Annotated in this window: 28 protein-coding genes; 12 read left to right on the top strand and 16 right to left on the bottom strand. The window is 62.9% G+C overall.

All coding sequences use genetic code 11. The features are described 5' to 3' along the window. Positions 1-8: 8 nt before the first annotated feature. The gene (gene pgeF, locus APH36_RS26865; RefSeq protein WP_060501399.1) at positions 9-749 is read right to left on the bottom strand and encodes a peptidoglycan editing factor PgeF; all 741 of its coding nucleotides are present in this window, start codon (positions 747-749) and stop codon (positions 9-11) included. Beyond that, positions 746-1,708, bottom strand: coding sequence for a 23S rRNA pseudouridine(1911/1915/1917) synthase RluD (gene rluD, locus APH36_RS26860; RefSeq protein WP_026020366.1), 963 nt, complete (start codon positions 1,706-1,708; stop codon positions 746-748). Before rluD ends, pgeF begins: the two co-directional genes overlap by 4 nt. Positions 1,709-1,855: 147 nt before the next feature. On the opposite strand from rluD, the gene APH36_RS26855 reads away from it, so the two are divergent. From APH36_RS26855 to APH36_RS26810, 10 genes are all read left to right on the top strand, one after another. Continuing rightward, entirely contained in the window at positions 1,856-2,875 is a 1,020-nt protein-coding gene (locus tag APH36_RS26855; protein WP_016713393.1) for an outer membrane protein assembly factor BamD, read from the top strand. 94 nt (positions 2,876-2,969) lie between these two features. Next, a complete protein-coding gene (locus APH36_RS26850; protein ID WP_016713394.1) occupies positions 2,970-3,200 on the top strand; it encodes a PP0621 family protein in 231 nt (76 codons plus the stop codon). 180 nt (positions 3,201-3,380) lie between these two features. After that, a complete protein-coding gene (locus APH36_RS26845) occupies positions 3,381-4,145 on the top strand; it encodes a FadR/GntR family transcriptional regulator (RefSeq protein ID WP_003247561.1) in 765 nt (254 codons plus the stop codon). Between the two features lie 90 nt (positions 4,146-4,235). Next, positions 4,236-5,438 (top strand): ABC transporter substrate-binding protein, encoded by a 1,203-nt coding sequence (locus APH36_RS26840; RefSeq protein ID WP_060501396.1) that lies wholly within the window; start codon positions 4,236-4,238, stop codon positions 5,436-5,438. A gap of 65 nt (positions 5,439-5,503) precedes the next feature. Continuing rightward, complete coding sequence (locus APH36_RS26835; protein WP_016713397.1) at positions 5,504-6,364, top strand: branched-chain amino acid ABC transporter permease; 861 nt, start codon at positions 5,504-5,506, stop codon at positions 6,362-6,364. Position 6,365: 1 nt separating this feature from the next. Then, the gene (locus tag APH36_RS26830) at positions 6,366-7,385 is read left to right on the top strand and encodes a branched-chain amino acid ABC transporter permease (RefSeq protein WP_025754951.1); all 1,020 of its coding nucleotides are present in this window, start codon (positions 6,366-6,368) and stop codon (positions 7,383-7,385) included. After that, positions 7,385-8,137, top strand: a complete 753-nt coding sequence (locus APH36_RS26825; protein ID WP_060501394.1) for an ABC transporter ATP-binding protein — start codon at positions 7,385-7,387, stop codon at positions 8,135-8,137. The genes APH36_RS26830 and APH36_RS26825 overlap by 1 nt, the downstream gene beginning before the upstream one ends. Next, a complete protein-coding gene (locus APH36_RS26820; protein WP_016713401.1) occupies positions 8,137-8,832 on the top strand; it encodes an ABC transporter ATP-binding protein in 696 nt (231 codons plus the stop codon). The genes APH36_RS26825 and APH36_RS26820 overlap by 1 nt, the downstream gene beginning before the upstream one ends. 13 nt (positions 8,833-8,845) lie before the next feature. After that, positions 8,846-10,123 (top strand): Zn-dependent hydrolase, encoded by a 1,278-nt coding sequence (locus APH36_RS26815; RefSeq protein WP_060501391.1) that lies wholly within the window; start codon positions 8,846-8,848, stop codon positions 10,121-10,123. A 1-nt stretch (position 10,124) separates the two neighbouring features. Then, positions 10,125-11,528 carry an amidase gene (locus tag APH36_RS26810; RefSeq protein ID WP_060501389.1) on the top strand — a complete coding sequence of 468 codons (1,404 nt, stop codon included), beginning with the start codon at positions 10,125-10,127 and terminating at the stop codon, positions 11,526-11,528. Between the two features lie 32 nt (positions 11,529-11,560). On the opposite strand, the gene thiO is transcribed toward APH36_RS26810, so the two are convergent. From thiO to APH36_RS26785, 5 genes are read right to left on the bottom strand one after another with little or no spacing between them, the layout of a single operon-like run. Further along, positions 11,561-12,658: a glycine oxidase ThiO gene (gene thiO / locus APH36_RS26805; RefSeq protein WP_060501387.1), complete on the bottom strand. Its 1,098-nt coding sequence runs from the start codon at positions 12,656-12,658 to the stop codon at positions 11,561-11,563. A 54-nt stretch (positions 12,659-12,712) separates the two neighbouring features. Next, complete coding sequence (locus APH36_RS26800) at positions 12,713-13,102, bottom strand: type IV pilin protein (RefSeq protein WP_060501385.1); 390 nt, start codon at positions 13,100-13,102, stop codon at positions 12,713-12,715. A gap of 1 nt (position 13,103) precedes the next feature. Next, a complete protein-coding gene (locus tag APH36_RS26795; RefSeq protein WP_060501382.1) occupies positions 13,104-13,568 on the bottom strand; it encodes a hypothetical protein in 465 nt (154 codons plus the stop codon). After that, the gene (locus APH36_RS26790; RefSeq protein ID WP_060501381.1) at positions 13,565-14,206 is read right to left on the bottom strand and encodes a PilW family protein; all 642 of its coding nucleotides are present in this window, start codon (positions 14,204-14,206) and stop codon (positions 13,565-13,567) included. Before APH36_RS26790 ends, APH36_RS26795 begins: the two co-directional genes overlap by 4 nt. Next, a complete protein-coding gene (locus APH36_RS26785; RefSeq protein ID WP_060501379.1) occupies positions 14,203-14,385 on the bottom strand; it encodes a prepilin-type N-terminal cleavage/methylation domain-containing protein in 183 nt (60 codons plus the stop codon). The genes APH36_RS26790 and APH36_RS26785 overlap by 4 nt, the downstream gene beginning before the upstream one ends. Positions 14,386-14,494: 109 nt before the next feature. Between APH36_RS26785 and APH36_RS26780 the strand changes: the two genes are divergently transcribed. After that, the gene (locus tag APH36_RS26780; protein WP_060501377.1) at positions 14,495-14,980 is read left to right on the top strand and encodes a GspH/FimT family pseudopilin; all 486 of its coding nucleotides are present in this window, start codon (positions 14,495-14,497) and stop codon (positions 14,978-14,980) included. On the opposite strand, the gene ispH is transcribed toward APH36_RS26780, so the two are convergent. The 6 genes from ispH to murJ all read right to left on the bottom strand — a co-directional run bounded on the left by ispH (position 14,981) and on the right by murJ (position 22,316). Beyond that, positions 14,981-15,928 carry a 4-hydroxy-3-methylbut-2-enyl diphosphate reductase gene (gene ispH, locus APH36_RS26775; protein ID WP_060501374.1) on the bottom strand — a complete coding sequence of 316 codons (948 nt, stop codon included), beginning with the start codon at positions 15,926-15,928 and terminating at the stop codon, positions 14,981-14,983. It abuts the gene before it with no gap. A gap of 14 nt (positions 15,929-15,942) precedes the next feature. Continuing rightward, positions 15,943-16,380 carry an FKBP-type peptidyl-prolyl cis-trans isomerase gene (fkpB, locus tag APH36_RS26770; protein ID WP_060501372.1) on the bottom strand — a complete coding sequence of 146 codons (438 nt, stop codon included), beginning with the start codon at positions 16,378-16,380 and terminating at the stop codon, positions 15,943-15,945. Next, positions 16,373-16,888 (bottom strand): signal peptidase II, encoded by a 516-nt coding sequence (gene lspA / locus APH36_RS26765; protein ID WP_016713412.1) that lies wholly within the window; start codon positions 16,886-16,888, stop codon positions 16,373-16,375. Before lspA ends, fkpB begins: the two co-directional genes overlap by 8 nt. Further along, on the bottom strand, positions 16,881-19,712 hold the full coding sequence (gene ileS / locus APH36_RS26760; protein ID WP_060501370.1) for an isoleucine--tRNA ligase: 2,832 nt from the start codon (positions 19,710-19,712) through the stop codon (positions 16,881-16,883). The genes lspA and ileS overlap by 8 nt, the downstream gene beginning before the upstream one ends. Beyond that, entirely contained in the window at positions 19,709-20,659 is a 951-nt protein-coding gene (gene ribF / locus APH36_RS26755; RefSeq protein WP_060501367.1) for a bifunctional riboflavin kinase/FAD synthetase, read from the bottom strand. The genes ileS and ribF overlap by 4 nt, the downstream gene beginning before the upstream one ends. Before the next feature lie 118 nt (positions 20,660-20,777). Beyond that, the gene (gene murJ, locus APH36_RS26750; RefSeq protein WP_060501365.1) at positions 20,778-22,316 is read right to left on the bottom strand and encodes a murein biosynthesis integral membrane protein MurJ; all 1,539 of its coding nucleotides are present in this window, start codon (positions 22,314-22,316) and stop codon (positions 20,778-20,780) included. Between the two features lie 250 nt (positions 22,317-22,566). Here murJ and rpsT point away from each other — a divergent pair, with 250 nt between their 5' ends. Further along, complete coding sequence (gene rpsT, locus APH36_RS26745) at positions 22,567-22,845, top strand: 30S ribosomal protein S20 (RefSeq protein WP_003247625.1); 279 nt, start codon at positions 22,567-22,569, stop codon at positions 22,843-22,845. 207 nt (positions 22,846-23,052) lie between these two features. On the opposite strand, the gene APH36_RS26740 is transcribed toward rpsT, so the two are convergent. The 3 genes from APH36_RS26740 to APH36_RS26730 are packed head-to-tail and all read right to left on the bottom strand — an operon-like array spanning position 23,053 to position 26,615. Continuing rightward, positions 23,053-25,353, bottom strand: coding sequence for a PqiB family protein (locus APH36_RS26740; RefSeq protein ID WP_025754944.1), 2,301 nt, complete (start codon positions 25,351-25,353; stop codon positions 23,053-23,055). Beyond that, positions 25,346-25,969, bottom strand: coding sequence for a paraquat-inducible protein A (locus APH36_RS26735; protein ID WP_060501363.1), 624 nt, complete (start codon positions 25,967-25,969; stop codon positions 25,346-25,348). The genes APH36_RS26740 and APH36_RS26735 overlap by 8 nt, the downstream gene beginning before the upstream one ends. After that, complete coding sequence (locus APH36_RS26730; protein WP_060501360.1) at positions 25,956-26,615, bottom strand: paraquat-inducible protein A; 660 nt, start codon at positions 26,613-26,615, stop codon at positions 25,956-25,958. The genes APH36_RS26735 and APH36_RS26730 overlap by 14 nt, the downstream gene beginning before the upstream one ends. Positions 26,616-26,785: the final 170 nt, after the last annotated feature.

The following is a 26,785-nucleotide window of genomic DNA, read 5'->3' as shown; positions in this document are numbered from 1 at the left end:
GGTACAGGCTAGCGCGGGTCCAGCCAGACCAACGATGCAAACCGCCCACCCTGCGGGGTACGGCGATAAGAGAAGAACCGCGCATCGCTGACCGTGCACAATCCGCCACCATACACAGCGGTCACCCCACGGGCAGCCAGGCGAATACGCGCCAGCTCGTAGATATCCGCCATCAACTTGCCCGGCCGCTCACCCTCGACAAAAGCACGGGCCGCTTCCGGATGCACCGCCGTAAAGGCTTCACGCACTTCCAGCCCTACTTCGAAGGCCTGCGGGCCAATGGCCGGCCCCAACCACACCAGCACCTCTTCTGGCGGCAGCGCCAGGCGGTCCAGCGTGGCTTCCAGCACGCCACCGGCCAACCCGCGCCAGCCCGCATGCGCTGCTGCCACGCGCGTCCCCGCCCGGTCGCAGAACAGCGCAGGCAGGCAATCGGCGGTCATCACGGTACAGGCAACGCCTGGCCGGTCGGTCCAGCTGGCGTCGGCCTCGGCCACCACGGCCGGGTCGGCATCCGCCACTACCAGCCCATGCACCTGCTTGAGCCAGGCCGGCTGGATGGCGAATTCGCCGCTCAGGCGACGGCGGTTCTCGGCGACCGCCGCAGGCTCATCCCCTACGTGGTCGCCAAGGTTGAAGGTTTCGTAGGGCGGCAGGCTGACGCCGCCCTGACGGGTGGTGACACAGGCGCGAACCGAGGCCGGGGCCGGCCAGTCGGGAAACAACAGCGACTGCGTCAGGCCACTCATCCGATAAAGCTCTCGCGGTCTTCGTTCAGCAGCGTCAGCAACCAGAGGAAGTCATCCGGCAGTGGCGACTCCCACTTCATGACTTCACCGGTAATCGGGTGGGCCAAGGCGAGGAAACGCGCATGCAGAGCCTGACGCGGGAAGGTTTTCACCGCCTCAACCATGGTTGGGCTGGCAGCCGGCGGAATGCGGAAGCGCCCACCGTACGTCTGATCGCCCACCAGCGGGAAGCCGACATGGGCCATGTGCACGCGAATCTGGTGAGTACGGCCGGTTTCCAGCTTGACCCGCACATGGGTGTGCGAGCGGAAGCGCTTGAGCACACGGTAGTGGCTGACCGCCGGCTTGCCGCCGTCGGTGACGGCCATGCGCTGACGCATACCGCCGTGGCGGCCGATCGGGGCATCGATCTTGCCACCGGAGGTCACCACGCCAATCACGATGCACTCATAGATGCGGCTGACCTTGCGGGCTTGCATCTGCTCAACCAGCTTGGTCTGCGCTTGCAAGGTCTTGGCCACCACCATCAGGCCCGTGGTGTCCTTGTCCAGGCGATGAACGATACCGGCACGCGGCACGTTGATGATGTCTGGCACGTGGTGCAGCAGCGCATTGAGCAGGGTACCGCTGGCATGGCCGGCGGCCGGGTGCACAACCAGGCCCGCAGGCTTGTTGATCACCAGGATGTGGTCGTCTTCGTAGACGATATCCAGCTCGATGTCTTCTGCGATCCACTCGCCCTGGGCCTCTTGCTCGGCCTCCAGAGCAAGCACGGAGCCACCATAAACGGTATCGCGAGGACGCACGACGGCGCCATCGACCGTCAGGCGGCCTTCTTTGATCCACGTAGTAAGCCGCGAACGCGAGTACTCGGCGAACAATTGGGCGGCGACCTGGTCGAGGCGTTGACCGCCCAGATCGGACGGTACCTCTGCGCTAAGTTGAATGATCTCGGACATGCTCGATTCGGCGGGCGCACAGCCTTTGGTTTCGGCTGCGAGCTTGTGGTTAAATACGGCTTCTTTTGTCCCGGGGTTGGCCGGGGCGCTCATCATAACAGGACGGCACCGCCCAAGACAGCGGCCGTCAAAGGGACGCAAGCCGCCATGCAAGTGAAACACCTGCTGCTGATCGCCATCCTCGGGCTTACCGCGGCCTGTTCCTCCAATAAAGAGGTCATTGACGAGAACCTCAGCGAAGCCGAGCTGTACCAGCAGGCGCAAGCTGACTTGGACAACTCCAGCTACACCAGCGCCGTGAACAAGCTCAAGGCTCTGGAATCGCGCTACCCGTTCGGCCGCTATGCCGACCAGGCGCAGCTCGAGCTGATCTACGCCAACTACAAGAACTCCGAGCCCGAGGCTGCCAAGTCGGCCGCAGAGCGCTTCATCCGCCTGCACCCGCAGCACCCGAACGTGGACTACGCCTACTACCTCAAGGGCCTGACTTCGTTCGACCAGGACCGTGGCCTGCTGGCGCGTTTCCTGCCGCTGGACATGACCAAGCGTGACCCGGGTGCCGCCCGCGACTCGTATAACGAGTTCGCCCAGCTGACCAGCCGCTTCCCCAACAGCCGCTACGCGCCAGACGCCAAGCAGCGCATGATCTACCTGCGCAACCTGCTGGCCTCGTATGAAATCCACGTGGCCGATTACTACCTGAGCCGCCAGGCTTATGTGGCCGCCGCCAACCGTGGCCGCTACGTGGTCGAAAACTTCCAGGAAACCCCCTCGGTCGGTGACGGCCTGGCGGTGATGGTCGAGTCGTACCAGAAGATGCACCTGGACGAGCTGGCCGCCAGCAGCCTGGAAACCCTCAAGCTCAACTACCCGGACCACCCGAGCCTGGTCGATGGCGAGTTCCAGCCCAAGCAGACCGAGTCTGACGGCCGCGGCTGGCTGTCCAAGGCCACCCTGGGCCTGATCGAAACCGACACCCCGCTGCCGCCGGGCGAAACCCGCGCCAACCAGGACGTGGTCAAGCAGTTCCAGGACGCGCGCGACGAGATGCCGCAAGAGCTGCTGCCGAAGGACGAGAACGGCGACCCGATCGTGCCGGAAGGCCCGAAAGAAGCCGAGAAAGACCGCTCCTGGTTCAGCTACATGACTTTTGGTCTGTTTGACTGACACACAGCGGTAAATGAAAGGGAGGCCTTGGGCCTCCCTTTTTTATTGGCCGCGTCCTAGACTGTCGGCTTCTTCAACCGACAAGCTGGACACCATGGTTCGCCTACTTTTCTGGATCGCCCTGATCGCCGCCGCGTTCTGGCTGTGGCGCAAGTTCAAAGTCAGCCAGCAATCGCACCCCGAGGCGAAGCTGGATGCGCCGCTGAAGATGGTGCGCTGTGCCCATTGTGGCGTGCATTTGCCCAACGACCGGGCGCTGCAGCAGGGCAATGAGTGGTATTGCAGCCAGGCACACCTGCAACAAGGCCCTGGCCGCCAAGGCTGAGCCAGTATCACCTGAATCCCTTCGCGGGCATGCCCGCGAAGAGGCCTGTGAACCCAGCATCACTTATCCCTTCCCGACCCTTTCGCACCAATTACGACCCCTTCCCCGCCATCAGCATTGACCCAGCCTGGCAAAACTCGCTAAATCCTATTTATCCGCATAAATATGAAAAATAGCGAAATGCTCAAACCCAAACGCAAGCGCCAGAAGCTGTCCGATGTGATCGTCGAATCGGTCAAGCGCTCGATCGTCACCGAAGCGCTGCACCCCGGTGACCGCCTGCCCACCGAGCGTGAGCTGATGGAGCATTTCGAGTGCTCCAAGGGCACCGCCCGCGAAGCGCTCAAGGCACTGGAAGTCGAAGGCCTGGTCAGTACCCGTACCGGCCCGACAGGCGGCGCCTACCTCAATGAAGTAGGTACCGAGCCGGCCAGCCGCGCGCTGCGCAATTACCTGCACTTCCAGCACCTGGACGGCGAGCAGGTTTACCAGCTGCGCAAAGTCATCGAGGTCGAGCTGGCGGTGTCGGTGATGGGCAAGCTGAGCGAAGCCGACTACGCCGCGCTGCAGGCCAACATCGACTTCTGCAGCGCACCGGAAGACAGCGAGGAAGGCCAGCGCGAGCAACGCCTGGCAGAGCTGGAATTCCACACGCTGCTGGCCGACCGTTGCCCGAACCCGTTGCTGCGGTTCATGGCGGTGTTCCTCAACGACCTGCTGCGCGACCTGGTGGTGCTGAAAAAGGCCTACCTGCCCAAGCGCCAGCAGTTCGCCGCCGCCAACATCGACTACCACAAGCAACTGCTGACCGCCCTGCGCGCCAGCGACGAACCCGCTGTACGCCGGCTGATGCATGAGCACATGTGCGACGCCGAGCACCACATGACCGCGCTGGAAGGCGAGGTTGCCCGCAACTTCCTGCTGGAGTTCGACCACCACCACTGATGCGCCTGGAAAGAGGCCTGCACACAGGCCCGGCCGTACCCGCTTTGTCATTGCCACTCCTGCCTAATAACCACAACCAAGGAGTTACTCATGCAAAGACGTACCCTGCTCAAGGCAGGCCTTGCCCTGGGTGCCTTAGGTAGCCTCCCCTTGGGAGCGCACCGGGCATTCGCCGACCAACCGCTGACCTTCTATGGGCTCAAGTCCATGTCGGGCGCCTTCGCCAGTTACGGCAAGTACGCCGACATGGGGTCGCGCCTGGCCATCGCCGAGTACCCGCAGCTGCTCGGCCACCCGCTCAAGTACAAGGTCATCGACACCGAAGGCAACGCCGGCAAGGCGGTGCGCAAGGTACAGGAAGCCATCGGCCAGGATGGCGCACGCTTCTTCCAGGGCTGCACACTGTCGTCTTCGGCACTGGCGGTGTCGAAGGAAATCCACAAGGCCGGCGGCGTGTTCATGACGCCTGTGGGCGCCGACGAAATCACCGGTAAAGACTGCAACGCCTCGACCTTTCGCTGGTCGGTGCCCACCTACGGCGCCATCCGCGAAACCCTGGTGCCCATGAGCCGCCAGCTGCCCGAGGCCAAACGCTGGTACACCATCACCCCGCAATACGTGTTCGGCGACGCCCTGCTGGACAACGCCCGCAAGGTGTTTGCCGAGCTTGGCGTGGAACACATCGGCAACAGCTACCACTCGCTGCAGGAGCAGGAGTTCTCCGGCTACCTGACCAACGCCATCGCCGCCAAACCCGATGTGCTGGTGCTGCTCAACTTCGGCAGCCAGGCCTCCAATGCCCTGCGCCAAGCCGTCAACTTCGGCATCAAGGACCGCATGAAAGTACTGATGGTGTGGTCTGCCGGCCTCGACCAGTTCCAGGAGCTGGGCAGCGACGTGCTCGAAGGCGTGTACCTGGGTGCCCAGTACTGGCACCAGGTCGATACCCCGCTGAACAAGCAACTGGTTGCCGCCACCCGCAAGGCCTATGGCATCAACCCCAACTACCCGCTGGCTGCCGACTATATCGGCACCAAGGTCATGCTTGAGGCCATCATCAAAGCTGGCAGCCTGGAGGGTGCCGCCGTGTCTGCGGCATTGCAGGGCATGCGCTTCCAAGGCCCGACCGGCGAAGAACTGATCCGCCCTGGCGACCATCAGGTACTCAAGGATTACTACCTGCTGCGCGGCAAGCCTCAGGGGCAGATGCGCGACGAAGACGACCTGGCCGAAGTCATCAGCTCGGGCCGTTCGTTCGTCGAGGTCGACCACACCGGTTGCGCTCTGGCCTGAAGCCACGGCGTTAGTCACACACTCTCGTACAGGCAGCCGCACCGCGCGCTGTCGAGGGCACGCTCATGCTCGATTTGTACCTGTTCCAACTGCTCAACGGCCTGGGCCTGGGGATGATCTACTTCCTCATCGCCGTGGGCCTGACGATCATTTTCGGCCTGCTCAACTTCGTCAACTTCGCCCACGGCGCGTTCTTCTTGCTGGGCGCCTACCTGTGCTACACCGCCGTGGCCATCACCGGCAACTTCTGGCTGGCACTGCTGATTGCACCGCTCGTGGTGGCTGCCCTGGCCTGGGCGGTCGAGCGCCTGTTGATCAAGCGCATCTACCACCTGCCTCACACCTTCCAGATCCTCGTCACCCTCGGCATCGCGCTGATCATCCAGGAAGCCTCGGTGCTGATCTGGGGCCCGGTGGGCAAGAACATTGCGGTACCGCCCGAGCTGCGCGGGGTGCTGATCCTCGGTGACTTCATCTACCCCTACTACCGCCTGTTCCTGATCGGTTTCGCCGCGCTGATCGGCCTTGGCCTGTGGCTGCTGCTGGAGCGCACCCGCTTCGGCGCACTGGTGCGGGCAGGTAGCGAAAGCACCGAAACCGTGTCGCTGCTGGGCACAAATATTTTCCGCCTGTTTTCCCTGACCTTCGCCCTGGGCGTGGGCCTGGCCGGCGTGGCGGGTGTGCTGTTCGCCCCGCTACGGGGTGCGCAACCCTTCGTCGGCCCGGAAATTCTCGGCATTGCCTTCGTGGTGGTGGTGATCGGCGGCATGGGCTCGTTCGGCGGTGCGCTGGTTGGCGGCCTGCTGGTAGGTGTGGTGCAAAGCATGATGACCAGCCTCTGGCCGCAAGGTGCAAGCCTGATGATCTACGGCGCCATGGCCGCCGTGATTCTGGTCCGTCCCTATGGCCTGTTCGGGAGAGCCTGAGATGAGCGAGAAAAATCCATTGCCAGTCGCTAAGGGCCGCGCCCCGGCGCTACTGTTGCTGGTGGTTGCCAGCCTGGTGGCGCTGCCACTGCTGCTGCCGTCGGCCACCCTGGCCACCGAGATACTGATCTTTGCCCTGGCCGCGCTGGCCTGCAACCTGCTGCTGGGCTACACCGGCCTGTTGTCGTTCGGCCAGGGCATCTTCTTTGGCGTGGGCGCCTATGGCGCGGCGCTGCTGATGATCCACCTGCAGTGGGGCATGTTCGCCGCGCTGCTGGGGGCTGCCGTGTTTGGCGCCTTCCTGGCATTGCTGGTGGGCGCACTGGCGATTCGCCGCACCGGCATCTACTTCGTCATGCTGACCCTGGCCTTCAGCCAGATGGCCTACTTCCTGGCCTACACCCTCAGCGGCTGGACCGGCGGTGACAACGGCCTGCTCGATGTGCCCCGGCCGAACATCGAAATCGCCGGCCATGTGCTGGTCGACCTGGCCGACCCGCGGCACTTCTATGTGTTTGTGGCGGTGCTGTTCCTGCTGATCTTCGCCGCAGCCCTGCGGGTCATCCGCTCGCCGTTCGGCAGCACCCTGCTGGCCATCCGCGAGAACGAAACCCGCGCCGCCGCCATCGGCTACGACACCCGCCACTTCAAGATCCTGGTGTTCATGCTGTCGGGCGCCATCACCGGTATCGCCGGAGCGCTGTACGCCATGCTGCTGCACTTTGCACCGCTGTCGAACATCGACCTGATGATGAGCGAGAACATCCTGATCATGACCATCGTCGGCGGCACCGGCTCGCTGTTCGGCTCGCTGCTGGGGGCCGGCGCCATCGTGCTGCTGGGCGACGTGCTGTCGGAGCTGTGGCCACGCTGGCTGATGCTGCTGGGGGTCATCCTGATCCTCGTCGTGGTGTTCATGCGTGGCGGCCTGTGGGGTGGCCTGGCCGAACTGGGCAAACGCCTGCTGGCCACCCGCAACGCCAACGACAAACCCCAGGCCAAGACCAAGGAGACCCTGTGATGAGCGACTACCTCCTGGAAACCCGCCAGCTGGAGCTGGCCTACGGGCCGTTCAAGGCGGTTGCGGGCGTTGACCTGAAAGTGCGCGCCGGCACCATCCACACCATCATCGGCCCCAACGGCGCCGGCAAGACCAGCCTGTTCCACTGCCTGACCGGCGAGCGCCAGGCCACCGCTGGCAAGATCCTGTTCAACGGCCAGGACATCATCCGCAAGCCATCCCACGGGCGGGTGGCACTGGGTATGGCCCGTTCGTTCCAGCTCACCAGCCTGTTCCAGAACCTGTCCGTGCGCGAAAACCTGCGCCTGGCCGCCCAAGGCCGTGATGGCCTGGGCGCGCTCAACTTCTGGCGCAGTGTCGAGCACAAGCGCAGCCACTGGAACACCGCCGACCAGGTGCTGGAGCGCCTGAAACTGAGCGCCCGCGCCGAAACCCTGGCCGGTGAGCTGTCGCACGGCCAGCAACGGGTACTGGAAGTGGGCATGTCGATCTGCGCCAGGCCCACCCTGCTGATGCTCGACGAGCCCACCTCGGGCATGGGTATCGACGATATCCCGGTAATGACCGACCTGATCAGCGACCTTGGCCGCGACCATACCGTGCTGCTGATCGAGCACAACATGAGCATCGTCATGTCGATCAGCCAGCGCATCACGGTGATGAGCCACGGTCAGATTCTGGTCGAGGGTACCCCTGAACAGGTGCGCAACGACGAGCGCGTTCGCACCGCTTACCTTGGAGAGGCCGCCTGATGCTCAACGTCGATTCGATCCACGCCTACTACGACAAGAGCCATGTGCTCGAAGGGGTTTCGCTCAAGGTCGAGGCCGGTGAACTGGTAACCCTGCTTGGGCGCAACGGTGCGGGCAAGACCACCACCTTGCGCAGCATCCTCGGCATCGTCCGCCCACGGCAGGGGCAGATCAGCTTCAACGGCCAGCCACTGGTGGGCCGCGAAATTTTCGATATCGCCCGGCTCGGCATTGCCCTGGTGCCCGAACACCGCGGCATATTCCGCCAGCTCAGCGTCGAGGAGAACCTGAAAATTGCCGTGCGCAAAACCAGCCGCTGGCAGCTGGAAGACGTTTACAGCATGTTCCCACGGCTCAAGGAGCGGCGCCGCAATGGTGGTTTCGCGCTGTCCGGTGGCGAGCAGCAGATGCTGGCCATCGCCCGCGCCCTGCTCAACGGCCCCAAGCTGCTGATCCTCGATGAACCCACCGAAGGCCTGGCCCCGGTGATTGTCGACGAGCTGGTGAAGATCCTGCGGCGCATCAAGGACGAGGGCCTATCAATCCTGCTGGTGGAACAGAACCTGATGGTCTGCGATGCCCTTGCCGACCGCCATTACGTGCTGGAGCAGGGCCGGGTCGCCTACCAGGGCAGCGCGGCGCAGTTCCGTGAGGACCCGAGCATCAAAAACCGTTACCTGGCCCTGAGCGCCTGAAAGGAGAACGCCCATGAACACCCGCATCGATCCCTCACAGCACGTGCTCGGCCAAGGTTCGCAGGTCAACCGCGAGCGCCTGTGGCAATCGCTGATGGACCTGGCCCTGCTCGGCGCCACCGCCAAGGGCGGCGTATGCCGCCTGGCGCTGACCGACCTCGACCGCCAGGCCCGCGACCTGTTCGTGCGCTGGTGCGAAGAAGCCGGCTGCACCGTCAGCATCGACGCCATCGGCAACATCTTCGCCCACCGCCCCGGCCGCAACCCTGCCCTGCCCCCCGTGATGACCGGTAGCCACATCGACACCCAACCCACCGGTGGCAAGTTCGATGGCTGCTATGGCGTCATGGCTGGCCTCGAAGTGATCCGCACCCTGAACGATCTCGACCTGACCACCGAAGCGCCCCTGGAAGTGGTGGTGTGGACCAACGAAGAAGGCTCGCGCTTCCCGCCCTGCATGATGGGCTCGGGTGTGTTCGCCGGTAAGTTCGGCCTGCAGGAAACCCTTGATAAGGTCGACGACCAGGGCCTGTCGGTCGGCGCCGAGCTGCAGCGCATTGGTTACGCCGGCCCGCGTGTGCCCACCGGGCATGCCGTCGGTGCCTACTTCGAAGCACATATAGAGCAGGGCCCGGTGCTGGAGGATCAGCGCACTACCATCGGGGTTGTCCAAGGCTGCCTGGGCCAGAAATGGTTCGATCTGGTGCTGACCGGTGTCGAGGCCCATGCCGGCCCCACCCCGATGCACCTGCGCAAGGACGCCCTGGTTGGTGCGGCCGAGGTGGTGGCTGCGGTCAACCGCGTGGCCCACGCCCACCAGCCACATGCCTGCGGCACAGTCGGCTGCCTGACCCTGCACCCGGGCTCGCGCAACGTCATCCCCGGCCAGGTACACATGACCATCGATTTGCGGCACCTCGACCCCGGGCACCTCGCTGCCATGGTGAACGAAGTACGCACGGCCATCGAAAGCAGCACGGCCAGGCACGGGCTGAGCTATCAGCTGACCCCGACCGCCGACTTCCCGCCCCTGTACTTCGCCGAGCAGTGCGTGGACGCCGTGCGCCAGGGCGCACGCACGCTGGGCCTGAGCCATATGGATATCGTCAGTGGCGCCGGCCACGATGCCATCTTCCTCGCCGAGCTGGGCCCGGCCGGGATGATCTTCGTGCCATGCGAGGGTGGCATCAGCCACAACGAAATCGAAAATGCCGCGCCGCAAGACCTGGCTGACGGCTGTGACGTCCTGCTGCGTGCCATGTTCCAGGCCGCCAACCCGGGAGCCCGTTGAGATGCCCCAGAAAACCGCGTTGGGTGAGTTCACCGCCGTCGAATTGCTCGAACTGTACCAGCGTCGTCAGCTGTCGCCGGTCGAGGTGGTCGACGACGTGCTGACGCGCATCGACCTGCACAATCCGGCAGTCAACGCCTTCTGCCATGTCGACGGTGAAGGTGCTCGCGCCGCCGCCCGCGCCAGCGAGCAGCGCTGGCAACGGGGCGAGCCCTGTGGCCGGCTGGATGGCGTACCCGCCTCGATCAAAGACCTGACCCTGACCCGTGGCATGCCCACCCGCAAAGGGTCCCGCACCACCTCCGGCGCTGGGCCGTGGGACGTCGATGCCCCCTTCACCGCGTTCATGCGTGAAGCCGGCGCAGTGCTGGTGGGCAAGACCACCACGCCGGAGTTCGGCTGGAAGGGGGTGACGGACAACCCGCTGTACGGCATCACCCGCAACCCCTGGGATACCAGGCTGACTGCCGGAGGCTCGTCCGGGGGGGCTGCGGCCGCCGCTGCACTGAACCTGGGGGTGCTGCACCAGGGTAGCGATGCCGGCGGCTCGATTCGTATCCCGTGTGCCTTTACCGGCACCTTCGGCATCAAACCGACCTTCGGCTATGTGCCGCAATGGCCGGCCAGCGCCATGACCGTGCTGTCGCACCTGGGGCCGATGACGCGTACCGTAGACGACGCGGTACTGATGCTCGACTGCGTCGCCCGCCCCGATGCCCGCGACGGGCTGGCCGGCGCACCACGGCAGGCGCCGTGGATGGGCCAGCAACAAGACCTGAGCGGCCTGCGCATCGCCTACAGTGCCAACTTCGGTTACGTGCAGGTCGACCCGCAAATCCAGGCACTGGTAGCGCAAGCAGTGCAGCGCCTGGCACGGCTGGGCGCGCAGGTGGAAGAGGTGGACCCGGGGTTCAGCGACCCGCTGGAAACCTTCAATACCCTGTGGTTTGCCGGCGCGGCGCGGTTGGCCAGTGCCTTGAGCGATGAACAGCGAGCATTGCTTGACCCCGGGCTACGCTGGATTGCCGAGCAAGGCGCCAGGATCGGCCTTGGCGAATACACCCAGGCGCTGGAAGCACGGGCGGCGCTGATTGCGCAGATGAATGCCTTCCACCAGCGCTATGACGTGCTGGTATCGCCGATGCTGCCGCTGGTGGCATTCGAAGCCGGGCACAACGTGCCGCCTGGGTCGGGGATGGCGCAGTGGATGGAGTGGACGCCGTTCAGCTATCCCTTCAATCTGACCCAGCAGCCGGCGGCTTCGGTGCCTTGTGGGTTTACCCACGAAGGATTACCGGTGGGGCTGCAGGTGGTAGCCGGGCGCTTTGCCGATGAGCAGGTGCTGCGGGTGTGCAAGGTGTATGAACAGCATTACCCCAACAGGCACCTGCAGGCACCGCGTTGACTTCTTGGGGCTGCTTTGCAGCCCCGGCGATTTCAGCCCAAACGCCCTTCTGGCGCATACGGCGCCGGGTCGATGATAGGCTCGGCCCCGGTCAACAGGTCGGTGAACAACTGGCACGAAGCCGGCGCCAGCACGAGCCCGTTGCGGTAATGGCCGCAGTTCAGCCACAACCCCGCATACCCCGGCACCGGCCCGATATACGGAATACCTTCCGGCGACCCCGGCCGCAGTCCCGCCCAGTGCCCAACCACGGTGGCCCCCTCAAGCTCAGGCAACAACTCCACCGCCGACGCCTTCAAGCTTTCCAGCGCATCCCCGGTCGGGGTTTTGTCATACCCGGCATGTTCCAGCGTACTGCCGACCAGAATGTGCCCATCGCGACGCGGGATTGCATAGCGCCCCTTGGCCAGCACCATGCTCGGCAAGAAGTCTTCGGCACACTTGAACAAAATCATCTGACCCTTCACCGGCTCCACCGGCAGCTCAAGGCCAAGGGTACGCAAGAGGTCGCCACTCCAGGCGCCCGCACTGAGCACCACCTCATCCGCCGCCAGCACGCCATCAGCCGTCTGCACACCGGCCACACGCCCGTCTTGCTGAACGAAGCCGGTGATCTGACAGTGTTCGCGCAGGGTTACGTTCGGCAGCGCCAGCAACGCCGCCTTCAGCGACTTGACCAGGCGCGGGTTGCGCACATTGGCCACGCCAGCCATGTAAATGGCGCGCTTGAAGCCCGGGCCCAGCACCGGCACCGCATCATACGCCGCCGAGATATCCACGGCACTCAGCGGCCGCTGTTCGCGCTCGGCCCAGGCCAGCGCTTCGGCCTCGTCGTCCAGGTCCAGCCAGTACAGGCCGGTGGTGTGCACTTCGGGGTCGACACCGGTGCTGGCGAACAAACGCTCGCCCAGCTGTGGATAAAAGTCCTGCGACCAGTGCGCCAGGGCGGTCACCGCCGGGCTGTAGCGCCACGGGTACAGCGGCGAAACAATGCCACCACCGGCCCATGACGACTCACGGCCGACCTCGCCCTGGTCACACACCACCACCTGCCCGACCTTCGCCGCCAGGTTGAACGCCGTCAGCAGGCCGATCACCCCGCCACCGACCACCACTACTTGCTTGCTCATCTGTCGATCCAACACCTGAAGTAAAACCGCGATGCACGGGGCATCATTCAACCTTCAGCTTCCCCAGCAGTGGGCGCCGTGTTCAACAGCACCCGGATTGCGCTGCACGCCGGCCTGGTCAAGCTGGAAGTCGCCACAGCCGTCCTGCGCCATCAGCCCATGCGGCAGCCGCCGGGCGCGCAGCGTGAAGGTGTCGCTGTCGCGCTGGGCCTGCAGGCTGTAATAGCGGGTGCCGTCGGGCAAGGCCGGGTCGCCTTCGGCGTATTGGCCGGTGCGCACGCGGTGGCGCTCCAGGCGCATGGCGGCATCGTGCAGCAGGCCAACCACTTCGCTGCGCGCGGCTCGCCGAAGCTGGTCGCTGTAACTGGGGTAGGCAATGGCTGCCAGAATGCCGGTCACGGCCAGCACAATCAACAACTCGATCAGGCTCAAGCCTTGCTGCATGTCAGTCTCCTCTCAGTCTTTGGCGCCAGGTGATGCGCTGGATTGTGTCGCCGGCCACGGCGTAGACGGCTTCCAGAACCTGCCGGGCTTGTGCTTGCCGGCTGACGGCGGTTACCCGGTACAAAGCAACTTGCGGCCCTTCCGGCATGTGCGCAGCGCGCTCGCTCATGCCTAGATGCTGGATCTGGAAGTAGCCGCTTTTGCTGCCCTGCCACTGCCCAGTCAAATCGTGCGGGTGGGGCGGGGGCAGGCACATCTGGCATTGGCCTGGAGGTGCCCGCAGCAGTTCATCTGCACCGGCCTGCAATGTGGCCTCTGCCTCTTCGAACGCCAGCAGGCCATCGCGCAGGTAGCCGGCCATGCGCGTCTCCACCAAGGCATCACGCAAGGCAGAGGCTGTGAGCAAGCCGAGCAGCAGGCTCAGTACCAACGCCAACAGCAGCACGACACCGCGTTGTCGCTTCATGAACTCGGCACCGGGTTACGCAGCGCCACACTCAACTCATGGCGCTGTTCGAGCTTGAGCGCGGGCTCGTATAACGTCAGCGCGATATCTACCCTTTCGCCCTGCGGCGTTTGCACGAGTTTGAAACTCGCCTCTTTGACATTCTCAACCAACGGCTGAAAGCTCTTTCTTCGCTTGAATTTCAGCTGATTGCCTTGGAGCTGGTAGACGTACCTGCTGATTGGGAACGCCAGTGGATAGCCCTCTTCTGGGTTCTCATCCACGCTGACTTTCTCGATGCAGTCAGTGTGCAAAAACCATTCAGACTTACCTGCATGTCCGGGAAGCTCCGCCACAACCAGGCTGAGAGTCGTGGAATCGACTTCCAACGGGCGGGCGAAAGCCTGCTGCGAGCCCGGGGCTTTGAAGTCTCGTGGCTGAATCCGCAGGCAGCCGAACATGCCTGCCATGCGGATATCCTGTGCCATACGCAACAACGCCTGACGTGCTTCATCCTGCATACGCACCGCCGTACTTTGCAGGCGCCAGGTCTGGTGTGCCGAGGCAAAGAGCTGGCTGGCCGCCGCCAGCAGCATTAGCCCAATGGCCAGCGCCATCACCACCTCAAGCAGACCGAACCCACTCTGACGGTGGCTCATCGCCGCCTCCGCTCAAGCTCACTGTGCGCCGCCATAGCCGCCTGCCCATCACGGCGCGCGCCGTCCGCAGCCTGCAATGCCTGCAACTGCATCGCTGCTGTTGCGAACATGCCCACGGCCACAACCACCACTGCCAACAGCACCTCCAGAAGCGTCATGCCCCGTTGCCTTGCGTGCATCCCTGCGCCTCCTGCGACTTTTCCCGCGATAGCCTTGAACCTGGCCGACTAGACCGCTTGGGCAGCGGACGTGAAGCTATAGCCAAGCACTTCCAGGGAGGAATGCACGGTGAAGCAACGTGGCGTAACACTGATTCAAATGTTGTCGGCCTTAGCTGTGGCCGTCTTGCTGACACAGCTCGGTATACCGGCCTACGCAACGATGAGCGATGACCTACACCGGGCGGCAGCGGCCCGCGATTTGGCGCAAGCACTGCGCAGTGCGCGCAGCCATGCCATGCTGCAAACCCAACCGGTGCTGGTGCAGGCGTTGGACGGTAATTGGGGGAATGGTTGGCGGGTAGTGCTGGAGCATAACCAGCAAGTACTGCGTGAACATCGGCTTTCTCGACCAATGAAAATCACAGCGAATACTGGCGGAGAAGTGAAGTTCAGTGCTTTGGGTGTTCCGATGCAGCCAAACAACGCCCAGATGAGCGGCAGGCTTGTAGTCTGCGATAAACCCACCAGTCCCTATCGTGTGTTTATGGCAAGCACCGGCAGAATAGACCTGCGCAAAGACAATCCCAATGATCCTCTGTGCGCAGGTTCCTGATCAGATCAGCGAACGAACCCGCAGCTCTTTAGGCATCGAGAACGTGATGTTCTCTTCCCGCCCATCCAGCTCTTCAGCGCCAGTGGCGCCCCAGGCCTTGAGCTGCTCGATCACGCCACGCACCAGCACTTCTGGGGCAGAAGCACCGGCGGTGATGCCGATTCGAGCGACCTGGTCGAACCAACCTTGTTGCAGGTCTTCGGCACCGTCGATCAGGTAAGCCGGGGTGCCCATACGCTCGGCCAGCTCGCGCAGGCGGTTGGAGTTGGAGCTGTTCGGGCTGCCCACCACCAGCACCACATCGCATTCACCGGCCAGCTGCTTCACGGCATCCTGGCGGTTCTGGGTGGCGTAGCAGATGTCGTCCTTGCGCGGGCCACCGATGTTCGGGAAGCGTGCACGCAGGGCGTCGATGACGCGGCTGGTGTCGTCCATCGACAACGTGGTCTGGGTCACGAAGGCCAGGTGATCCGGGTCGCGCACCTGCAACCTGGCCACATCCTCTTCGTCTTCGACGAGGTAGATGGAACCGCCGTTGCTGGCGTCGTACTGGCCCATGGTGCCTTCGACTTCCGGGTGCCCTTCGTGGCCGATGAGAATGCACTCACGGCCGTCGCGGCTGTACTTGGCCACCTCGATATGCACCTTGGTCACCAGCGGGCAGGTGGCATCGAACACTTTCAGGCCACGGCCAGCCGCTTCCTGGCGCACAGCCTGGGAAACACCATGGGCACTGAAGATGACGATGACATCGTCCGGCACCTGGTCCAGCTCTTCGACGAAGATGGCACCGCGGTTGCGCAGGTCTTCCACCACGAACTTGTTGTGCACCACTTCGTGTCGCACATAGATCGGCGGGCCGAAAACCTCCAGCGCGCGGTTGACGATCTCGATCGCCCGGTCGACCCCCGCGCAGAAGCCGCGAGGGTTGGCGAGTTTGATTTGCATGCTCGGCTCCAGGCTTACAGGGCCTTCACCTCGAGGATCTCCACCTCGAAGGTCAGGGTCTTGCCAGCCAGTGGGTGATTGAAGTCGATGGTCACCTGGTCGTCATCGAACGCTTTGACCACACCCGGCAGCTCGGTGTTGGCGGCGTCGTTGAAGATGATCAGCAGCCCCTCGGACAGCTCCATGCCTTCGAAGTTGGACCGCGGCATGACTTGCACGTTTTGCGGGTTGGGCTGGCCGAAGGCGTTCTCCGGGGCCACCACCACAGTACGCTTGTCACCGGCCTTGAAGCCGAACAGCGCGTTTTCGAAACCTGGCAGCAGGTTGCCGTCGCCCACCGTGAAGGTGGCCGGGGCCTTGTCGAACGTGCTGTCGACGGTGTCGCCGTTTTCCAGGTGCAGCGCGAAGTGCAGGGTGACTTCGGTGTTCTGGCCGATACGGGTGTCAGTCATGGACCGGATCCTCGGACTTCTTGCTCTTGAACATATCCAGCGCCAGCATCACCGCACCAACGGTAATGGCACTGTCGGCCAGGTTGAAGGCCGGGAAGTAATGGCGGTTCTGCCAGTGCACCAGGATGAAGTCGACCACATGGCCCAGCACGACGCGGTCGTACAGGTTACCGATCGCGCCCCCCAGCACCAGCGACAGCGCCACAGCCAGCCAGGTCTCGTTACGCCCCAGGCGCTTGAGCCACACCACCAGCACGGCACTGACCACCACGGCGATCAGGGCGAACAGCCAGCGCTGCCAGCCCGAGCTTTCCGCCAGGAAGCTGAAGGCAGCACCGGTGTTGTAGGCCAGGGTCCAGCTGAAGTAGTCCGGGATGACGACAATCTGCTGGTACATGGTCAAGGCGTTGTTGAAATACAGCTTGGTGGCCTGGTCGAGGACCAGGACCAGCAAGCTCAGCCAAAGCCATGCAAGGCGCCCGAAGCGCCCCGCTGCAGGGTTAGGCATAGTGACGCACCTCGCCCGAACCGCTCAGGTTGTCGACGCAACGGCTGCAGATTTCCGGGTGCTCCGGGTGGCTGCCGACGTCGGCGCGGAAGTGCCAGCAACGGCCGCACTTGGCGTGACCCGACTTGACCACTTTCAGCTTGAGGCCTTCGACTTCGGTGGCCACAGCATCCGCTGGCGCCTGCACGAACGGCACCACGCTGGCGGCCGACGTGATCAGCACGAAGCGCAATTCGTCGCCCAGCTTGCCCAGGTCGGCGCTCAGGCCTTCGTCGGCGTACAGGGTGACTTCGGCCTGCAGGTTGCCGCCGATGACCTTGGCGGTACGCTGGTTTTCCAGCTCCTTGTTGACCGAGGCCTTCACCGCCATCACGCGGTCCCAGTAGGCGCGGTCCAGCTCGGTGCCTTCGGGCAGCTCGCTCAGGCCCTGGTACCAGCCGTTGAGCATCACCGACTCGTTACGCTCGCCCGGCAGGTACTGCCAGATTTCATCGGCGGTGAAGGCCAGGATCGGCGCGATCCAGCGCACCAGCGCTTCGCTGATGTGGTACAGCGCAGTCTGGCAGGAACGGCGGGCGACACTGTTGGCGCCGGTGGTGTACTGGCGGTCCTTGATGATGTCGAGGTAGAAGCCGCCCAGCTCCTGCACGCAGAAGTTGTGCACCTTGGAGTAGACGTTCCAGAAACGGTACTCGCTGTAGTGCTCTTCCAGCTCGCGTTGCAGCAACAGGGTGCGGTCCACGGCCCAGCGGTCCAGTGCCAGCATGTCTTCCGGGGCCAGCAGGTCGCGGGCCGGGTCGAAGCCGGACAGGTTGGACAGCAGGAAGCGTGCGGTATTGCGGATACGCCGGTAGGCGTCGGCGCTGCGCTGCAGGATCTGCTCGGAAACCGCCATTTCACCGGAGTAGTCGGTAGCGGAAACCCACAGGCGCAGGATGTCGGCACCCAGGGTGTTGTTGACCTTCTCCGGCTCGATGGTGTTGCCCAGCGACTTGGACATCTTGCGGCCGTTCTCGTCCACGGTGAAGCCGTGGGTCAGCAGCTCGCGGTAAGGCGCATGGTTGTCGATGGCGCAACCGGTCAGCAAGGAAGAGTGGAACCAGCCGCGGTGCTGGTCGGAACCTTCCAGGTACAGGTCGGCGCGCGGGCCGGTGGCATGGCCGATGTCGTGCGAGCCACGCAGTACGTGCCAGTGGGTGGTGCCCGAGTCGAACCACACGTCGAGGGTGTCGGCGATCTTGTCGTACTGGTCGGCTTCAGCGCCCAGCAGCTCGGCAGCGTCCAGCTTGAACCAGGCTTCGATGCCTTCCAGTTCGACGCGCTTGGCCACGGCTTCCATCAGCTCGACGGTGCGCGGGTGCAGCTCGCCGGTTTGCTTGTGCAGGAAGAACGGGATCGGTACGCCCCAGTTGCGCTGACGGGAGATGCACCAGTCCGGGCGGTTGGCGATCATCGAATGCAGACGCGCCTGACCCCAGGCCGGTACGAACTTGGTCTCTTCGATGGCCTTCAGGGCGCGCTCACGCAGCGGCTCGCCAGTAGACGGCTGCTTGTCCATGCCCACGAACCACTGCGCGGTGGCGCGGTAGATCAGCGGGGTTTTATGACGCCAGCAGTGCATGTAGCTGTGGCTGATGGTTTCGGTGTGCATCAGCGCACCGACTTCGCTCAGTTTCTCGACGATGGCCGGATTGGCCTTCCAGATGAACTGGCCGCCGAAGAACTCCAGCGACTCGACATACACACCGTTGCTCTGCACCGGGGTGAGGATGTCGTCATTGACCATGCCGTAGCGCTTGCAGGTGACGAAGTCGTCTTCACCGTAGGCTGGCGAGGAGTGCACCACGCCGGTACCGGCGCCCAGCTCGACGTAGTCAGCTAGGTAGATCGGCGACAGGCGGTCGTAGAACGGGTGGCGGAAGTTGATCAGTTCCAGCGCCGAACCTTGCGCGGTAGCGATGACCGAGCCTTCCAAGTTGTAGCGCTTGAGGCACGACTCGACCAGCTCTTCAGCCAGCACCAGCAGGCGCTCACCGGTATCGACCAAGGCGTATTTGAACTCCGGGTGGATGTTCAGCGCCTGGTTGGCCGGGATGGTCCACGGGGTGGTAGTCCAGATCACGATGGCGGCTGGCTTGGCCAGCGCATCCAGGCCGAAAGCGGCGGCCAGCTTGGCCTCGTCGGCAACCGGGAAGGCCACGTCGATGGTCTGGGATTTCTTGTCGGCGTACTCGACCTCGGCCTCGGCCAGCGCCGAACCGCAATCGAAGCACCAGTTCACTGGCTTGAGGCCCTTGAACACGAAGCCTTGCTTGACCATTTCGGCCAGGGCGCGGATTTCGCCGGCTTCGTTGGCGAAGTTCATGGTCTTGTACGGGTTGTCCCAGTCACCCAGCACACCCAGGCGAATGAACTCGGTCTTCTGCCCTTCGATCTGCTCGGCAGCATACTCGCGGCACAGCTCGCGGGTGCGGTCGGCAGACAGGTGCTTGCCGTGGGTTACCTCAACCTTGTGCTCGATCGGCAGGCCATGGCAGTCCCAGCCTGGCACGTACGGCGCATCGAAGCCGGCCAGGGTCTTGGAACGGACGATCATGTCCTTGAGGATCTTGTTCAGCGCATGACCGATGTGAATCTTGCCGTTGGCATAGGGCGGGCCGTCGTGTAGGACGAACTTGGGACGATCCTTGCCAATTTCGCGCAGCTTCTGGTACAGGCCAATGCTGTCCCAGCGCTGCAGGATCTGCGGTTCGCGCTGAGGCAGGCCGGCCTTCATGGGGAAGGCGGTGTCCGGAAGGTTAAGCGTGGCTTTGTAGTCGGTCATTTCAGGCTCTTCGTTAGCGGTTGAGCGTGCCAATGTGCACGTGCGGCGGCGATATCCGCATCGATCGCCGACTTCAGCGCCTCCAGGGAGGCGAATCGCTGCTCTTCACGCAGCTTGTGGTGGAACTCCACCGTCAGGCGCCGGCCGTAAAGGTCGCCGGCATAATCCAGCAGATGAATCTCTAGGTGCGGGCGCCCATCACCGGCAACGGTGGGGCGCACGCCGATATTGCCGACACCCGGCCAGGCCTTGCCGTCGATCTCGATGCTGGCCAGGTAGACCCCGGACAGCGGCACGCGGCGGCGCTTTAACTGGATGTTGGCGGTAGGTGTGCCGAGCTGGCGAGCCAGCTTCTGGCCATGCAGCACGCGGCCGGTGATGCTGTACGGGCGGCCCAGCAGGTGCTCGGCCAGCTCGAAGTTACCTTCGCTGAGGGCCTTGCGCACTTCGGTGCTGCTGACCCGCAGGCCGTCCTGGATCACCGTATTAGCGGCCTCGACGGTGAAGCCGTACTGCTTGCCGGCCTCGACCAGAAAGGCGAAGTCACCGGCGCGGTCACAGCCAAAGCGGAAGTCATCACCCACTTCAAGGTGACGCACACCCAGGCCGTCAACCAGGATGGCCTTGACGAAGGCATCGGCGCTGAGCTTGCTCAGTCGCTGGTTGAACGCCAGGCACAGCACCCGGTCGATACCTTCGGCGGCCAGTAGCTCGACCTTGTCGCGCAGGCGTGCCAGGCGCGCCGGTGCGGTATCGGGGGCGAAATACTCGCGCGGTTGCGGTTCGAAGATCACCACACAGGTCGGCAGGCCCAACGCCTGGCCGCGCTCGCGCAGGCGCGCCAGGATTGCCTGGTGGCCGCGGTGAACCCCGTCGAAGTTGCCAATGGTGGCGACACAGCCCCGGTGCTCGGGGCGCAGGTTGTGAAGACCTCGAACCAGCTGCATAACGCGCTTCTTGCTCATAAAGTGGCCGATTATAACCACACCCGGGCGCTGGTGACAGGCAGCAGCGCCCAAGGGCGGCGTGGAATGTGAAAAACCGACGCCTGACCCGTCCGAAGCCTCAGTGCAGGGCCTTGCGGGCGAAATGCCGGGGCCGGAAGCCGCACAGGTACAGGCAGCCGAAATACGTCATGACACCGGCCAGGATCAACGCCCCCAGCCGCAGGAAACGCTCCAGCATGATGCCCTGCTCCCAGGCCGGCATATAGTGCATGCCTGCCAGCAGTACAGCCGACATCAGCGTCACTGCCAAAACCAGCTTGAGCAGGAACACTGCCCAGCCTGGCTGCGGCTGGAACAACTGCTGACTGCGCAGCTTCCAGAACAGCAAGCCGGCATTCAGGCAGGCACCCAGGCTGATCGCCAATGCCAGGCCGGCATGCGCAAGCGGGCCGACCAGCGCAAGGTTGAACAACTGGGTACAGACCAGGGTGAAAATCGCGATCTTCACTGGCGTGCGGATATTCTGCTGCGCATAGAAGCCGGGTGCCAGTACCTTGACCAGAATGATCGCCAGCAAGCCTACGGAATACGCCATCAGCGCCCGCTGCGTCATGGCTGCATCAAACGCACTGAACTTGCCATATTGAAAGAGCGCAACAGTCAGTGGCTCGGCAAGAATGGCCAATGCCAGGGTGCAGGGCAGCACCAGCAGGAAGCATAGGCGAAGGCCCCAGTCGAGAATCCTCGAGTACTCCTCGCGGTCCTTGTTGGCGTAGGTCTTGGCCAGGGTCGGCAGCAAGATGGTGCCCAAGGCCACGCCCAACACGCCCGAGGGCAGCTCCATGAGGCGGTCGGCGTAGTACATCCACGACACCGAGCCGGCCACCAGGAAGGAGGCGAATATGGTGTTGATGATCAGCGAAATCTGGCTTACCGAAACCCCGAGAATCGCCGGCAGCATCTGCTTCAGCACCCGCCATACCCCCGCGTCCTTGAGGTTCAGGCGCGGCAGCACGAGCATGCCGATCTTTTTCAGCGCCGGCAGCTGGTACAGCAGCTGCGCCAGGCCACCGGCCAGCACACCCCAGGCCAAAGCCATGATCGGTGGGTCGAAGTACGGCGTCAGCAGCACGGCGAAGGCGATCATCGCCACGTTCAGCAAGGTCGGCGTGAAGGCGGGTACCGAAAAACGGTTCCAAGTATTGAGGATCGCCCCGGCCAGGGAAGACAGCGAGATCAGCAATATATAAGGAAAAGTCACCCGCAACAGCGCAGTGGTCAGCTCGTATTTTTCCGCGCTGTCGACAAAGCCCGGGGCTGTGGCCCACACCACCCACGGTGCCGCGAGGATGCCGATGGCAGTCACCAAGGCCAGGACCAAGGTCAAAAGACCGCTGACATAAGCGATAAAGGTGCGCGTCGCTTCCTCGCCTTGCTGGGTCTTGTATTCGGCCAGGATCGGCACGAAGGCCTGGGAGAAGGCCCCTTCGGCGAAGATGCGCCGCAGCAGGTTGGGCAGCTTGAACGCGATGAAGAAGGCATCGGTGGCGACACCTGCACCAAAGATGCGTGCCAGGATGGTGTCGCGAACAAAGCCCAGCACCCGCGAAATCATGGTGATCGAGCTTACTGCAGCCAGGGATTTGAGCAGGTTCATCGAAAAGATTCACGCCAATGACAGAGGACGCTGCCAGACAGCGTCCGAATGTGCGATACTCCCGCGCCTTCGCAGGGGAGCCAAAAATTCCCGAGTGTACAGGTCGCGCAGCAGAAAGGAATCTTTCCCGCTTGTTGGCGCACCGCTCGGCGGAACCTTGCAGGTGGCCTTGACATCCGGTCGACTGATCGGCATGATTCGCGGCCTATTTTGTTTGCTATTTACCTAAAGTCTTTCGAGGAGCTCGACGGTGGCCAACACACCTTCCGCCAAGAAACGTGCAAAACAGGCTGAGAAGCGTCGCAGCCACAACGCCAGCCTGCGTTCCATGGTCCGCACCTACATCAAGAATGTAGTTAAAGCCATCGACGCAAAAGACGCCGAAAAAGCGCAAGCCGCTTACGTTCTGGCTGTACCTGTAATCGACCGTATGGCCGACAAAGGTATCATCCACAAGAACAAGGCTGCTCGTCACAAAGGCCGTCTGAATGGCCACATCAAGGCGCTGAAAGAAGCTGCAGCTGCCTAAGCGACGTGCTAGTCGAAAAGCCGACCCTAGGGTCGGCTTTTTGTTGCCTGCAATTTATTGGAATCATTCGACTCGAACATTGATAGTCAATTGACACAATAATACTCATCAATTGACGCTTGTAGGAACGGATTCACCCGCGAACACCGGCAGAGCCGGTGTCATGCATCGCAAGATTCCTCGCAGGTAAACCCGCTCCAACAATTCTTACTTGGCGATCTGAATCTTCGGCGCCCACTGCAGCCATTCATCCTCGGCCTTGTCGAACAAGGCGAAGGTCTGCTGTGGCCGAGCCGGGTTACCCATTTGCTCGCCATCTGGCGTAGCGAACGCGATACCACCGTCGATCAGGGTTTCCACCGACTCGGTACGCACCGTAGCCCCCTTGAACAGCCCCCAGTCGAAACCGAAGCCACTGCTGTTCCAGAAGCGGCTACCACTGCGCACCAAAGCCGCATAGCGTGGCTCGATAAGGATATGGATCAGCACGCGGTCGGCATTCTGGCCCAGCTCGAAGCCTGTTACCTTCCCCACCGCCACCTCACGGTAGGTCACCGGCACACCGGGCTTGATCGAGCCTCGGCGTGGCGCACTGAGCGTCAATGGCAAACCGACTTCTGGCCCCGCCACCTGCGGCGCATCAGCCAGGGCGATGAAATCGCGCTGCGGGCCACGGTCCTTGGCCGCCGGCTGCACTTCCAGGTACTGCCCGCCCACAAGGGTGTCGAGGTTTTCGGTGCGTACCAGGCCCAAAGCCGGCTTGACCACCCAGAACTGCGTCCCGACACGGGCGATACGGTCGGCCGACTCGGTAATGCGAGCGCGCAGAAGCACCGCCTGCAGGTCATCGGTAAGGTCGACGCTTTCGATACTGCCCACATCCAGGCCACGGAAGCGGATCGCAGTGCCCGGCTTCAGTCCATCTGCCCGGTCAACGCGGATGGTAATCAAGGTACCCGCGCGGTTTACCGCCTCTTGGCTATCATGCAGGCGGAAACGCGGAATATGGCGCTTGAGCGCTACATCGGGCCGCGGCGTGTCGAAGGCGATACCACCGGCCATCAGCGTTTGCAGCGACTCACTCTTGATCTTGATGCCCGACAGGCCGCCCGTCAGGGTGATACCACTGACGTTCCAGAAGCGCGACGAACCGTTGACCAGCTTCTCGTACTCTTTCTCGATATGCACGCCGATCAGAATGCGGTTGCTGTTACGGGCAAACTGGTAGCTCTGCACGCTGCCCACCTTCACCTGGCGGTACATCACCGGACTGCCGATTTCCAGTGAACCCAGGGTGTCGGCGAACAACACCATGTGCAGGCCCGGCGCCTTGAGGTCGAGCGGCGGCGCCTTGGCGCGGGCCTCGAACTCACGCTCGGGCCGTGCGCCCTTCTCGCCCGGGCGAATGGCGATGTAGTTACCTTTGACCAATGCCTCTAGGCCGGTGATACCCGCCAGGGAAATCGACGGTTTGACCACCCAGAACTGCGTGCCTTCGACCAGGTAGTCCTCGGTCAGCGGGTCCAGCGTCAGCTCCGCTGATGCACTGGCCAGGTTGTCTTCCATCTTCAGGGCTTTCAGCGAGCCCACCTGGATGCCCTTGTACATGACTGGCGTGCGACCTGCCTGCAGGCCTTCATAGTCACTCAGCTTCACTTTGACGCGGATGCCGGCCTGGGCTGCATCGAAGTCTTCATACAGACGGAACGGCAGGCTCGGATCGGTGGGCGGGCTGTCCTTGCGGTATTCCGGCGTGGCAAAAGCGATACCACCGGCCACAATGCTCGACAGCGACTCGCTGCGCACCTTAACACCCGAAAGCGAAGCATCGATGCTGACGCCGCTGGCGTTCCAGAAGCGCGTGTGCTTGCGCACCAGGCTGGCGTAGGCTGGCTCGATGAAGACTTTTACCTCTACAGTGCTCTGGTCCTCGGACAAGCGGTAGCTTTTTACGCGACCAACCTGGATCTGCTTGTAGAACACAGGGCTGTCACGGTTGAGCGAGCCCAGCCTGTCAGCCTTGAGCGTCAAATGCAGGCCCGGCTCCGTGTCCGAGAGCGGTGGTGCCACCTTCAATGCGGTGAAGCGCTTTGTGCGCTCCCCCTCCCCCGGGCTAACGGCGATGTAGTTACCCGATACCAACGTTTCAAGACCGGAAATACCCGCCAGGCTGACACTCGGCTTCACCAGCCAGAAGCGCGTGCCTTTGGTCAGGTGAGGCTCGGCGGCCTTGTTCATCTCGATGGTAGCGATCACACCCTGGTTGTCGCCCTTGGCGTCGAGCACCAGGCTCACCACCTTGCCAACCGGCATGCCCTTGTAGATCACCTCAGTCTTATTGGCGACGATGCCCTCGCCTGACTCGAAACGGACTTCAATTTGCACACCGGCATCACGGTAGGCTTGCCATGCGAGCCAGCCACCGATCATCAAGGCGATCAAAGGCAGGATCCAGATGGCCGACCAGTTCGAGGCTGGGCGGGTTTTAGCCGTTGGCAGGTCACTCATGGTCGTCATCCGACTCCGTGTTATCCCAAATCAGTCGGGGATCGAAAGTTAAAGCGGCAAGCATTGTCAGGATCACCACAGTTGCGAAGGCGACAGCGCCCAGGTTGGCTTCGACACTGGCTATTCGACCGAAATTCACCACCGCCACCAAAATGGCAATGACGAAGATATCCAGCATGGACCAGCGCCCAATGAATTCGATAAAGCGGTACATCAAAATCCGTTGTCGGGCAGACAGCGGTTGCCGGCGCTGAACGGAGTACAGCAGCAAGCCGATTCCCACCAGCTTGAACGTGGGCACCAGGATACTGGCAATGAACACCACAGCCGCGATGGGCACCATGCCGTGCTTGAGCAGCGTGATGACGCCGGACATGATCGTGTCGGGGCTGCCCTGACCGAGCGTACTCACGGTCATGATCGGCAGCATGTTGGCCGGGATGTACAGGATTGATGCAGCAATCAGTAATGCCCAGGTACGCACGATGCTGTTCGGCCGGCGCGCATGCACGATGGCCCCGCAACGCGTACAGGTCTGTGAAGTGCTGTCGGGCTCTTGCCGGTTCAGCTCGTGACATTCATTGCAGACAAGAATGCCCGCATCAATCGCCCGCATGCAGGTCCTCCCCCGATAGTGCACTCCAGATCTGGTGAGGTGACATCACCACTTCGAGCCACACCTGAATCAATAGCAGGCTGATGAAGCAGAACAGCCCCAGGCCCACCGTCAATTCGGCCAGGTCCACCAACTTGACGATGGCCACAAGCACACCCATGAAATAAACCTCGAGCATGCCCCAATCACGCAGGTGGTGATAGATGCGGTAGAACAGCAGGCCGAAGTTACGCCCCATATTCAAGCGAATGCTCAGCAGCACTGCCAACTGGCAAAGCAGTTTTGCCAGGGGGATGGCCATGCTGCACAAGAAAACCACCACGGCTACGCCGCGCATTCCTGAGTTGTACAGGCCCAGCACACCACTCCAGACGGTGTCGTCCGAAGTCTGGCCAAGCAAATGCAGCTGCATGATTGGCAGGAAATTGGCTGGCACGAAAAGCAACAGGGCGGTCAGTACCAACGCCAGACTGCGGTTGACCACATTGTGCCGATGAGCGTAGAGCTCGTAGCCACAGCGCGGGCATTGGGCTTTTTCGTCGTGCTGGAGCACGGGCTTGCGCAGCAGCAGGTCGCACTCGTGGCAAGCGACAAGCTCGTCCAGCGGCAACTGGGCCAGGGTTTCAGGTTCGACAGGGTTTGGCATATAGCGCTTCTGAATAGGTGCGTGGGGCTATTCTAGTGTTCTGGCTCGAATTGTGGGAGGGAGACCTGTGGCAGCGGCTTTAGCCGCGAAGCAAGCGACGCGGAGGATGGCACCGGCTTTGCCGGTGTTCGGGGCTAAAGCCGGTCCTACAGGGATCTGGGCAAGGCCAA

It is taken from the genome of Pseudomonas sp. NBRC 111133, from assembly GCF_001320605.1.
Taxonomy (GTDB): domain Bacteria; phylum Pseudomonadota; class Gammaproteobacteria; order Pseudomonadales; family Pseudomonadaceae; genus Aquipseudomonas; species Aquipseudomonas monteilii.
Note: the sequence above shows the minus strand (reverse complement) of the source record. Positions and strands in the feature narration are given on the sequence as shown.